11 protein-coding genes are annotated in these 12,734 nt (G+C 39.3%); all 11 read left to right on the forward strand.

What is annotated here, in order from left to right; translation table 11 throughout:
- Positions 1 to 121 precede the first annotated feature (121 nt).
- The 11 genes from rpoC (at position 122) to rplB (ending at position 12,698) form a co-directional block, all read left to right on the forward strand.
- A complete protein-coding gene (rpoC, locus tag KQI49_RS14300; RefSeq protein WP_216489981.1) occupies positions 122 to 3,739 on the forward strand; it encodes a DNA-directed RNA polymerase subunit beta' in 3,618 nt (1,205 codons plus the stop codon).
- A 318-nt stretch (positions 3,740 to 4,057) separates the two neighbouring features.
- On the forward strand, positions 4,058 to 4,309 hold the full coding sequence (locus tag KQI49_RS14305) for a ribosomal L7Ae/L30e/S12e/Gadd45 family protein (protein WP_216489983.1): 252 nt from the start codon (positions 4,058 to 4,060) through the stop codon (positions 4,307 to 4,309).
- Positions 4,310 to 4,445: 136 nt separating this feature from the next.
- A complete protein-coding gene (rpsL, locus tag KQI49_RS14310) occupies positions 4,446 to 4,859 on the forward strand; it encodes a 30S ribosomal protein S12 (protein WP_216489985.1) in 414 nt (137 codons plus the stop codon).
- 39 nt (positions 4,860 to 4,898) lie between these two features.
- Positions 4,899 to 5,369, forward strand: a complete 471-nt coding sequence (rpsG, locus tag KQI49_RS14315) for a 30S ribosomal protein S7 (RefSeq protein ID WP_216489987.1) — start codon at positions 4,899 to 4,901, stop codon at positions 5,367 to 5,369.
- 48 nt (positions 5,370 to 5,417) lie between these two features.
- Positions 5,418 to 7,496, forward strand: coding sequence for an elongation factor G (gene fusA / locus KQI49_RS14320; protein WP_216489989.1), 2,079 nt, complete (start codon positions 5,418 to 5,420; stop codon positions 7,494 to 7,496).
- A 117-nt stretch (positions 7,497 to 7,613) separates the two neighbouring features.
- Positions 7,614 to 8,804, forward strand: coding sequence for an elongation factor Tu (tuf, locus tag KQI49_RS14325; RefSeq protein WP_216489991.1), 1,191 nt, complete (start codon positions 7,614 to 7,616; stop codon positions 8,802 to 8,804).
- Between the two features lie 1,125 nt (positions 8,805 to 9,929).
- Entirely contained in the window at positions 9,930 to 10,238 is a 309-nt protein-coding gene (gene rpsJ / locus KQI49_RS14330) for a 30S ribosomal protein S10 (protein ID WP_216489993.1), read from the forward strand.
- A gap of 33 nt (positions 10,239 to 10,271) precedes the next feature.
- Complete coding sequence (rplC, locus tag KQI49_RS14335; protein WP_216489995.1) at positions 10,272 to 10,904, forward strand: 50S ribosomal protein L3; 633 nt, start codon at positions 10,272 to 10,274, stop codon at positions 10,902 to 10,904.
- 23 nt (positions 10,905 to 10,927) lie between these two features.
- Positions 10,928 to 11,551, forward strand: coding sequence for a 50S ribosomal protein L4 (gene rplD, locus KQI49_RS14340; protein WP_216489997.1), 624 nt, complete (start codon positions 10,928 to 10,930; stop codon positions 11,549 to 11,551).
- On the forward strand, positions 11,551 to 11,838 hold the full coding sequence (gene rplW, locus KQI49_RS14345; protein ID WP_216489999.1) for a 50S ribosomal protein L23: 288 nt from the start codon (positions 11,551 to 11,553) through the stop codon (positions 11,836 to 11,838). Before rplD ends, rplW begins: the two co-directional genes overlap by 1 nt.
- Before the next feature lie 29 nt (positions 11,839 to 11,867).
- Positions 11,868 to 12,698 carry a 50S ribosomal protein L2 gene (gene rplB / locus KQI49_RS14350; protein WP_216490002.1) on the forward strand — a complete coding sequence of 277 codons (831 nt, stop codon included), beginning with the start codon at positions 11,868 to 11,870 and terminating at the stop codon, positions 12,696 to 12,698.
- The last annotated feature ends 36 nt before the right edge of the window (positions 12,699 to 12,734 follow it).

Raw genomic sequence — 12,734 nt, forward strand, 5'->3', positions numbered from 1 at the left:
CACTTTTTCTGCGTGCGATGTTACGCTTTTGAAGAATTACTTAGTTTTGTCTCAATCTCATCTTTATTTATATAAATTTAAATTAATTCAGAATCGCACACATTAAAAGGGAGGTAGACCCTTGTTAGATGTAAATAATTTTGAGTCTATGAAGATCGGTTTAGCTTCACCGGAAAAAATCCGTTCCTGGTCATATGGAGAGGTAAAGAAACCAGAAACCATTAATTATCGTACTCTTAAGCCAGAAAAAGATGGATTGTTCTGTGAACGTATTTTTGGTCCGCAAAAGGATTGGGAATGTCATTGTGGAAAATATAAACGAGTAAGATATAAAGGTGTTGTTTGTGATCGTTGTGGAGTAGAAGTAACTAAAGCAAAAGTACGTCGAGAGAGGATGGCTCACATTGAACTGGCCGCACCAGTCTCTCACATCTGGTATTTTAAAGGGATACCCAGCCGCATGGGACTTATCTTAGATATGTCTCCAAGAGCTTTAGAAGAAGTAATCTATTTCGCAGCCTATATTGTTACAGAACCAGGAAATACACCTCTTGAGAAAAAGCAGCTCCTTTCTGAAAAAGAATACCGAGCATACTATGAAAAGTACGGTAGTTCCTTTAAGGCAGACATGGGTGCCGAAGCAATTCGTAAACTGTTACAAGATATAGATTTAGATAAAGAAGTTGACGCATTAAAAGAAGAGTTGAAAACCGTAACTGGCCAACGTCGTACACGTGCCATCAGAAGATTAGAAGTTATGGAGGCTTTTCGTAATTCTGGTAATGATACGTCTTGGATGGTTCTAGATGTCTTGCCAGTCATCCCACCAGAGATTAGACCAATGGTTCAACTTGATGGTGGTCGTTTTGCAACATCTGATTTGAATGATCTTTATCGTCGGGTTATTAACCGTAATAACCGTCTAAAAAGATTGCTTGATTTAGGCGCACCAGGAATTATTGTGCAAAACGAAAAACGTATGCTCCAAGAATCTGTTGATGCTTTAATAGATAACGGTCGTCGTGGTCGCCCAGTAACAGGGCCTGGGAACCGTCCGTTGAAGTCTTTATCCCATATGTTGAAAGGGAAGCAAGGACGTTTTCGTCAAAACCTACTTGGTAAACGTGTAGACTACTCAGGTCGTTCTGTTATCGTTGTTGGTCCTCACTTAAAGATGTACCAGTGTGGATTGCCGAAGGAAATGGCACTGGAATTGTTTAAGCCGTTCGTAATGAAAGAATTAGTTGAAAAAGGTGTTGCTCATAACATTAAATCAGCTAAGAGAAAAATAGAACGGGTAAATCCAGAAGTATGGGATGTTCTAGAAGAAGTAATTAAAGAGCATCCAGTCTTATTAAACCGTGCACCAACATTGCATAGATTAGGGATTCAAGCTTTTGAACCTACGTTGGTTGAAGGCCGAGCTATTCGTTTACACCCACTTGTATGTACTGCTTATAATGCGGACTTTGACGGGGACCAAATGGCTGTGCACGTGCCATTATCTGCAGAAGCGCAAGCGGAAGCACGTATTTTAATGCTATCTGCTCAAAATATACTAAACCCTAAGGATGGAAAGCCAGTTGTAACCCCTTCTCAGGATATGGTACTTGGTAACTATTATTTAACCCTAGAAAGAGAAGGCGCATTAGGTGAAGGGCGCATTTTCAAAGATGTTAATGAGGCCTTAATGGCTTATCAAAATGGTTATGTACATTTGCATACACGTATAGCGATTAAAGCTGAAGGGTTACACAACGAAACCTTTACTGACGAACAACAGAAGAAATTGTTGATGACGACAGTAGGTAAGTTGATTTTTAATGAAATTTTACCGGATTCATTTCCATTCATTAATGAACCTACACGTTCTAACCTAGAAGAGCGTACACCAGACAGATTTTTCATCGAACATGGTGTTGATGTGAAAGAAGTTATTAAAAATCAAGAGGTAAATACACCATTTAAGAAAGGGTTCTTAGGCGATATAATTGCTGAGATTTTCAAGAAATTCAAAATCAGTGAAACTTCTAAAATGCTTGATCGCATGAAGGATTTAGGATTTAGCTATTCGACAAGAGCCGGTATGACTGTAGGTGTATCTGATATTGTCGTTTTACCAGAAAAGCAAAAAATGCTTGATGAAGGTGAAAAGAAAGTTGATAACGTGTTAAAACAGTTCCGCCGTGGTTTAATTACGGAGGAAGAGCGTTATGATCGAGTTATCTCAATCTGGTCACAGGTTAAAGATGATATTCAAGATAAATTGATGGACTCACTTGACCATTTAAATCCTATATATATGATGAGTGACTCTGGTGCAAGAGGTAACCCGTCCAATTTTACGCAACTTGCAGGAATGCGTGGACTAATGGCTAACCCGGCTGGACGTATTATTGAATTACCTATTAAATCAAGTTTCCGTGAAGGTTTAACAGTTCTAGAGTACTTTATTTCTACACACGGAGCGCGTAAAGGATTGGCGGATACAGCACTTAAGACAGCGGACTCAGGTTATCTAACAAGAAGACTTGTTGATGTTGCTCAGGATGTTATTGTACGTGAAACAGATTGCGGCACAGACCGTGGTTTGAAAGTAACGACATTGACAGAAGGTGCTGAGGTCATTGAACCATTACTTGATCGTTTAGTCGGCCGTACGTTGTTTGAAACAATTAAAGACCCACAAACAGGTGAAGTCATTGTTGAAGCGGATGAAGTGATTTCTGAGGATCAAGCAAAACAAGTTATTGATGCAGGCATCGAAGAAGCAACCATTCGCAGTGCCTTTACTTGTAACACAAAACATGGAGTATGTAAGAAGTGTTACGGTAGAAACCTTGCAACTGGTGACGAGGTTGAAGTCGGCGAAGCAGTTGGAATCATCGCTGCTCAGTCTATTGGAGAACCAGGTACACAGCTTACAATGCGTACTTTCCACACGGGTGGAGTTGCTGGAGACGATATTACTCAAGGTTTACCGCGTATTCAAGAGTTGTTTGAAGCGAGAAACCCTAAAGGTAAAGCTGTCATTACAGAAATCCATGGAAAAGTTCAAGAAATTGAGGAAATTAAAGATAAACATGAAATCGTCATCCAAGGTGATGTGGAAGAGAAAAAGTATACCGTGCCGTATAACGCTCGTCTAAAAGTGACTGTTGGTGATGATGTTGAAGCAGGACAAAGATTAACTGAAGGGTCAATTGATCCTAAAGAACTCTTACGTGTTAAAGGCGTTGAAGGAGTTCAACAATACCTGTTACGTGAAGTTCAACGTGTTTACCGTATGCAAGGTGTTGAAATCGGTGATAAACACGTCGAAGTTATGGTTCGTCAAATGCTACGTAAAATCCGTGTCGTTGATGCTGGTGATACAGATGTTCTTCCTGGTTCATTGCTTGAAGTTCATCAATTTAAAGAAGCCAACCAAAAAACACTTTCTAAAGAGCTGCAACCAGCTGTTGGAAAACCTGTTTTACTCGGAATTACGAAAGCGTCGCTTGAAACGGATTCATTCTTATCAGCTGCTTCATTCCAGGAGACAACACGTGTCCTAACAGATGCAGCTATTAAAGGAAAGCAGGATAAACTTCTTGGATTAAAAGAGAACGTCATTATCGGTAAACTTGTGCCAGCAGGTACGGGAATGCAAAGATATCGTAAAATTGAAGTTCCAAGCGTAGACGTGACAGAAGAGGATACTCAAGAAGCAGTGGAAACAGAAGAAACAGTGAGATAAGAAAAGCGAAAGCGACTTGGTCACCTCCGACAAGCTTAAGCAAGGAATCGTCGTGGCGGTTTTATGCCACAGAGATTAACTGCTTAAGTCCTCGAGGAGGTAGTCGCTGTAGCTAGACAATAAGAAAAGCGAAAGCGACTTTTCAAATAGTGATTCAGGAAAAGAAATCGGATGAATTTCTCTCCGATTTCTTTTCCTAATTCAATTTTTAATTTAATAAATCACGATTTCTATCAATTATAGGTTGACATTAAAAAATAACAGTGATAATATATTCAAGGTACTTCGAAACGTGACTGTTACTTTGGAGGATATAGTATGTCTTATGAAAAAGTGGCTGCAGTCAGATCTAAAATAGTCATCGGGCTTAAAGAAACCCTTAAAGCTATGAAAAATGACGAAATAAGTGAAGTTATTATAGCTGAAGATGCTGATCAGTTTATAACAAGCCAAGTAGAACAACTAGCTGAAGTACTGGACATTCAATGTCTTAAAGTGAACTCTAAGAAAAGACTAGGAGCCGCCTGTGGCATAGATGTTGCTACGTCAACGGTTGCGATAAGGAAATAATGGCCTTGGCAGTAAAAACTTGCGAAAGCCCTGTTTTTTTGATTTTAAATGAACCACCTGGATGTGTGGTCTTACAAAAAACAACTTATTACCTAGTTTTATAATTAATAACCAACTAAGGGAAGGGGGAAATAATATGCCTACAATTAACCAACTTATTCGTAAAGGTCGTGTAAGCAAGTCAAAAGCATCTGACTCACCAGCATTGAGCAGAAACTACAATACTTTTAAGAAGAAAGTTACGACTGTTAATTCGCCACAAAAACGTGGTGTATGTACCCGTGTTGGTACATTGACTCCTAGGAAACCGAACTCAGCACTACGTAAATATGCACGTGTGCGTCTTTCTAACAACATGGAGGTAACAGCTTACATCCCAGGTATTGGACACAATCTACAAGAACACAGTGTAGTATTACTACGTGGAGGTCGTGTTAAAGACTTACCTGGTGTTCGTTATCACGTTGTTCGTGGAGCACTTGATGCTGCTGGTGTTGAAGGACGTATGCAAGGACGTTCTAAATACGGAGCTAAAAAACCTAAGAAATAAGCATATAGCAACTCAAATTGAAAGAAAGGAGGGGGACATATGCCACGTAAAGGACCAGTACCTAAGCGCGATGTCTTACCAGATCCACTTTATAATTCAAAATTAGTGACTCGTTTAATTAACCAAATCATGATAGATGGTAAGCGAGGTAAAGCACAAAAGTTACTTTATAAAGCTTTTGAACTTGTTCAAGAAAGAAGCGGTCAAAATGCAATGGAAGTATTTGAACAAGCAATGAAGAATGTTATGCCTGTACTTGAAGTTAGGGCACGTCGTGTTGGTGGATCAAACTACCAAGTACCGATGGAAGTTCGTCCAGAACGACGTCAAGCTCTAGGCTTACGTTATATTGTTAACTATTCACGTCTTCGCGGTGAAAAATCAATGGAAGAGCGTCTAGCGAATGAAATTCTAGATGCTTCTAATAACACAGGAGCCGCAGTAAGAAAACGTGAAGAATTGCATAAAATGGCAGAAGCTAACAAAGCATTTGCTCACTATCGTTGGTAATTCATTAAATAATTATAAAAATATATATGTTAGAAAGGAGAAGAATACATGGCAAGAGAGTTCTCCTTGGAAAAGACACGCAACATTGGTATTATGGCTCACATTGATGCAGGTAAAACCACTACAACTGAGCGTATTCTTTTCTATACAGGACGCATTCATAAAATTGGAGAAACACATGAAGGTGCTTCACAAATGGACTGGATGGAGCAAGAGCAAGAACGTGGTATAACAATCACTTCTGCTGCGACAACAGCTCAATGGAAGAACCACCGCATTAATATTATCGATACACCAGGTCACGTGGACTTTACAGTTGAAGTTGAGCGTTCACTTCGCGTACTTGATAGTGCGGTAACTGTTCTTGATGCTCAGTCAGGTGTTGAACCACAGACTGAAACAGTATGGCGTCAAGCAACGACTTATGGTGTACCAAGAGTAGTATTTATTAACAAAATGGATAAAATCGGTGCTGACTTTCTTTATGCAACAAGCACTTTAAAAGACCGTCTTGGAGCAAACGCTCATCCTATTCAGATGCCAATTGGTGCTGAAGATGAATTTGACGGAATTATTGACTTGATTGAAATGGAAGCACACTTCTACCTTGATGATTTAGGAACAAGAGATGAAGCACGTGAAATTCCTGACGAATACAAAGAACAAGCAGAAAAACTACGTGGAGATCTAATCGAATCTGTAGCAGATGTAAATGAAGATCTAATGATGAAATACCTAGAAGGTGAAGAAATCACCAATGAAGAGCTTAAACAAGCAATTCGCCAGGCTACATTAGATGTTGAGTTTTATCCTGTATTCTGCGGTTCAGCATTTAAAAACAAAGGTGTTCAACTTCTTCTTGACGGAGTTATCGAATATCTTCCAGCGCCAACTGATGTACCACCAATCGAAGGTATCCTACCAGGTACTGACGAAGAGACAACACGTGAGGCAGACGATAAAGCACCGTTCTCTGCATTAGCTTTTAAAGTAATGACAGACCCATATGTTGGTAAGCTTACATTCTTCCGTGTTTACTCAGGGACATTGGATTCTGGTTCTTATGTTCTTAACTCAGTAAAAGATAAACGTGAACGTGTAGGTAGAATTCTACAAATGCACGCAAACTCACGTGAAGAGATCTCAACAATTCACTGTGGTGATATCGCGGCTGCTGTTGGGCTTAAAGATACAGCAACAGGTGATACACTTTGTGATGAGAAAAGCCCAGTTATCTTAGAGTCAATGGAATTCCCTGAACCAGTTATCGGTGTTGCAATTGAGCCGAAAACTAAAGGTGATCAAGATAAGATGGGGATTGCTTTAGCTAAATTAGCTGAAGAAGATCCGACATTTACAACCGAAACGAATGCTGAGACAGGTCAAACAATTATTTCTGGAATGGGTGAACTTCACCTAGATGTTATTGTTAACCGTCTAAAAGCAGAATTTAAAGTGGAAGCTAACGTTGGAGCACCACAAGTTGCTTACCGTGAAACATTCCGCAGTTCTGCAAAAGCTGAAGGTAAATTCATTCGTCAATCTGGTGGACGTGGACAATATGGTCACGTTTGGGTTGAGTTTGAACCTGGTGAAGAAGGTTCAGGATTTGAATTTGAAAATAAAATCGTTGGTGGGGTTGTACCACGTGAATACATTCCATCTGTTGAAGAGGGTATTAGAGAAGCAACAGAAAATGGTGTATTAGCTGGATACCCATTAATCGACATCAAAGCAACTCTATATGATGGAAGTTATCATGATGTTGACTCTAACGAAATGGCATTTAAAATTGCTGGTTCAATGGCGCTTCGTTCAGCCAAAGACAAATGTAATCCAGTACTTCTAGAACCAATGATGAAAGTTGAAATTGTAATTCCGGAAGAGTACATGGGAGACATTATGGGTGACGTGACTTCTCGTCGCGGACGTGTGGAAGGTATGGAAGCACGTGGACCTGCACAACTTGTAAAAGGATTTGTACCACTTTCTGAGATGTTTGGTTATGCAACAGCATTACGTTCTAACACACAAGGACGTGGAACTTTCACAATGGTATTCGACCACTATGAAGAAGTACCGAAGAGCATTTCTGAAGAAATTATTAAGAAAAATGCTGGTGAATAATTGATTTTTTTACGAATCTGAAGTATAACATTATTTAAGGACTAAGAAACGATATCAGACTTTTTCTTAGTTAAAATATATTAAAAAATGCTTTTACTTATTAAAGGAGGAACTATAATGGCTAGAGAAAAATTCGATCGCTCTAAATCGCACGTAAATATTGGAACAATCGGTCACGTTGACCATGGAAAAACTACATTAACAGCTGCTATTACAACTGTAATGCATAAAGTCCAAGGTACTGAAGGTGCTATGGCATACGATCAAATCGATGGTGCACCAGAAGAAAAAGAACGTGGAATTACAATTGCAACATCCCACGTTGAGTATGAGACAGATACTCGTCACTATGCACACGTTGACTGCCCAGGACACGCTGACTATGTTAAAAACATGATTACTGGTGCTGCACAAATGGACGGTGCTATTCTAGTAGTATCTTCTGCTGATGGCCCAATGCCACAAACTCGTGAGCACATCTTGCTTTCACGTAACGTTGGAGTACCTGCAATCGTTGTATTCCTTAACAAAACAGACATGGTTGACGATGAAGAGCTTCTTGAGCTTGTTGAAATGGAAGTACGTGACCTACTAACTGAGTATGACTTCCCAGGTGATGACGTACCAGTAGTTGCAGGTTCTGCTCTTAAAGCACTTGAAGGCGATGAAGAATACGAGCAAAAGATTGTTGAACTAATGAACGCTGTTGATGAGTATATCCCTACTCCTGAGCGTGACACTGACAAGCCATTCATGATGCCTGTTGAGGACGTATTCACAATCACTGGTCGTGGAACAGTTGCTACAGGTCGTGTTGAGCGTGGTCAAGTTAAAGTTGGTGAAGAAGTTGAAATCATCGGCATGAACGAATCAGCTATGAAGACAACAGTTACTGGTGTTGAAATGTTCCGTAAGCTTCTAGACTATGCTGAAGCTGGAGATAACATTGGTGCACTATTACGTGGTGTAGACCGTGAAGATATCAGCCGTGGTCAAGTTCTTGCTAAGCCAGGATCTATTACTCCACACACTCGTTTCAAATCAGAAGTTTATGTTCTATCAAAAGAAGAAGGTGGACGTCATACTCCATTCTTCCAAAACTACCGCCCACAGTTCTACTTCCGTACAACTGATGTAACTGGAGTTATTGAACTTCCAGAAGGCGTAGAAATGGTAATGCCTGGCGATAACATCGAAATGACTGTAGAGCTTATTTCACCAATCGCTATTGAAGATGGTACACGTTTCTCTATCCGTGAAGGTGGACGTACTGTTGGATCAGGCGTTGTAACTACTATTGAAAAATAAGTAATTCATATAAAAAACGGGCAGTTATTAACTGCCTGTTTTTTCTTTAAAATATTGAAATACCATGACAGTATTTACAATGAATTATCATTCAAGATTTTTTAAGTCTCTTCTCAGCGTGTTTTAATTCCTCAAGCAAAGCTTCAATTTCCATTTGATTAACAGCCTCCCTCCCCATATCTAACAATTTGATACATATTAAAATATGATGAAACCCCAAGGCGATTTAACCATTCCTCTAGCGTTTCATATGGTATTCTGCCTAATTTTACTTTATTTGCTTTCCCCTCAAACTGATAGATTATTTTCCTAACAAAATCGGTAGGTGATTTTTGCATGTTGAACAGGGTTTTAAAGTAAGAAACTTGTTCATCATCAACAATCTTTTCAATAACTTGATTGCTTTGATCGCTAATGTTCGTTCTGTCTAAAATTTCTTTATCCCTTTTAAAAATAGGAAACAGCAGGGTGGGCCAGTTACAAATAGTATTACCATTATAAGAAATAAAGCTACACTAGGAGCTAACTTTTTTAAGAAAGGCTCAATATGTTTCTTTACTAGTTAAAATGTCGGTTGCCGTCCCTCTTTCGTGCACGAACCACAAGAAAATAGCTCCAAATCGGTATGTAGTTATAATGAAATATATTATAGGTTGAATCAAAAGGTAAAGTATAATCGATTCTCCGATGAAATAATATGTTTCAGTTATTAGTGGATGTTTTCTAATCGTGTAATTCCCCTTAAATTAATAAAGGCAGACTTATCAGAATTACCTTCACACTATTTTATTTAGGTGTGAAGTGTACAAGGATTTCACATATTATTGAAAGTGAATTCTGTTAAAGAACATTAATATTTATCTTTTTCGAGATAAACCTAAAAAGATTGACAAAACCCCTTGCAATCACTGCTAATAGTTTGTATAATACATAAATGTGCAATCCTAGTATTTTAATAAAAAAGGTTGCATTGACCACATAATTTTATTATACTATTAATGTTGGTCACAAATAGCGATGAAGTGAAAGGTTGTTGGCACACCCGGCCCCTTTGCCATGGCGGGTGGTCGAGAAATTTTCACGGAGAATGTCTATTATAAAATGGGCGATAAAGGAGGGAAAGTAATGGCAAAAGAAAAGATTAGAATTCGTTTAAAAGCATATGATCACCGTATTTTAGATCAGTCATCAGAGAAAATTGTAGATACTGCTAAACGTTCAGGTGCAGGTGTTTCCGGACCGATTCCACTACCTACTGAAAAGGTTGTTTATACTGTTTTACGTGCGGTTCATAAATACAAGGATTCACGTGAGCAATTTGAAATGCGCACACATAAACGTTTAATTGACATTGTAGATCCAACACCACAGACCGTTGATTCGCTTATGCGACTTGACTTACCATCAGGTGTTGACATTGAAATAAAGTTATAAAATATATGATTTAATTATAGGAGGTGCAGACGGATGACGAAAGGAATCTTAGGCCGTAAAATCGGCATGACTCAGTTGTTTTCAGAGAACGGTGAACTTGTTCCCGTAACAGTTATTCAAGCTGAGCCAAACGTCGTATTGCAAAAGAGAACAATTGAAAATGATGGCTATGAAGCTATTCAAATTGGTTTTGCTGACGAAAAAGAATCACGTACAAACAAAGCGAAAAAAGGTCATGCTGAAAAAGCAAATGTAACACCTAAGCGCTACGTTCGTGAAATCCGTGATGCTGATCTTGGCGGTTATGAAGTAGGCCAAGAGATTAGCGTTGATGTTTTCGAAACAGGCGATAAAGTTGATGTGACAGGAACATCTAAAGGTAAAGGTTTCCAAGGTTCAATCAAGCGTCACAATCAATCAACAGGATTTAAAACACACGGTTCTCGTTTCCACAGAACTGGAGGTTCAATGGGGATGGCAGCTACTCCAGCACGTGTATTCAAAGGTAAAAAACTACCAGGTCAAATGGGTGCTGAAAAAGTTACAATCCAGAACTTAGAAATTGTTAACGTGGATACAGAACGTAATCTATTACTTGTAAAAGGTAATGTTCCAGGTGCTAAAAAATCATACGTTACGATTACTAGCGCCATAAAAAATAAATAATTCACAGGAAGGGAGGATATGTCATGCCTAAAGTAGCATTATTTAAACAAGACGGTTCAGATGCCGGTGAAATGGAATTAAATGAATCGGTTTTCGGCATTGAGCCAAACACACATGTTTTACACGAAACAGTCTTAATGCAACGTTCATCATTAAGACAAGGAACTCACAGTGTTAAAAACCGCTCAGAAGTAAGTGGCGGTGGACGCAAGCCATGGAGACAAAAAGGGACTGGACGTGCACGTCAAGGTTCAATCAGATCACCACAATGGGTTGGCGGTGGCGTTGTTTTTGGTCCAACTCCACGTAGCTATAGCTATAAACTACCTAAAAAGGTACGTCGTTTAGCGCTTAAATCAGCTCTTTCATCTAAAGTGAAAGAAGATAGTATTATCGTTTTAGAAAATCTATCTTTTGATGCGCCAAAAACAAAGGAAGTTGTTAATATGCTTAAAGCTTTGAAAGTAGATGAAACAGCTTTAATTGTTACAGCAGACCGAAATGAAAATGTAAGTCGATCAGCTAATAACCTCCAAAATGTACATGTTATTTCTGCTAGTCAAGTTAATGCATATGACTTGATCAAGCATGACAAATTAATTATTACAAAAGAGGCTGCTGAAAGAGTAGGGGAGGTGCTTTCATAATGAAAGATCCACGCGATATTATTAAGCGCCCCGTGATCACAGAGCATTCTGCTGATTTAATGGCAGATAAAAAGTACACTTTTGAAGTAAGCCCGAAAGCAAACAAATCTGAAATTAAGCATGCAGTTGAAGTTGCTTTTGGTGTTAAAGTTGAAAAAGTAAACACAATGAACTTAAAAGGTAAGTTTAAAAGAATGGGCCAATATGGCGGCTACCGTTCAGATCGTAAAAAAGCCATTGTGCAACTTAGCGAAGACAGTAAAGAACTAGAATTCTTCGAAGCGTAAAAACGACTTAGATAAAGGAGGGAAATAAGATGGCGATTAAAAAGTTCAGACCAACATCTAATGGTCACCGTAATATGTCAGGTTTAGACTTCACTGATATTACAACAGACAAACCTGAGAAATCCTTGTTGGGTTCACTATCTAAACGTGGTGGGCGCAATTATCAAGGAAGAATCACATCTCGTCATCAAGGTGGCGGACATAAGCGTCAATATCGTCTTATTGATTTTAAACGTAACAAAGATGGCATACCAGGACGCGTTGCTACAATCGAGTACGATCCAAACCGCACAGCAAACATTGCATTAATTAACTATGTAGATGGTGAGAAACGCTATATACTAGCACCAAAGGGCTTGAAAGTAGGTCAAATGATTGAGTCAGGTGAGAATGCTGACATCAAGCTAGGTAATGCTCTACCACTTGCAAACATTCCTGTTGGTACAATCATTCACAATGTTGAATTGAAACCAGGACGTGGAGGACAACTTGCTCGTTCAGCTGGTACTGAAGCGCAAATCCTTGGGCGCGAAGGAAAATACACATTGGTAAGACTTGCTTCAGGTGAAGTTCGTCTTATATTGACAACTTGCCGTGCAACTGTAGGCCAAGTTGGAAATATTGAACATGAGCTTATCCGTGTTGGAAAAGCAGGACGTTCTCGTTGGTTAAACAAACGCCCACACGTACGTGGTTCTGCGATGAACCCAATCGATCACCCACATGGTGGTGGTGAAGGTCGTACGCCAATTGGACGTAAATCACCTGTATCTCCATGGGGTCAGCCGACAATTGGTTATAAGACGCGTAAACGCAATAAGCCGACTGGCAAATATATCGTACGTGAGCGTAAAAGATAATTAAGGCGGTGACGGGAATTAATCACCCGTCTTCCA

This window comes from Virgibacillus sp. MSJ-26 (assembly GCF_018918075.1).
GTDB lineage: Bacteria > Bacillota > Bacilli > Bacillales > Amphibacillaceae > MSJ-26.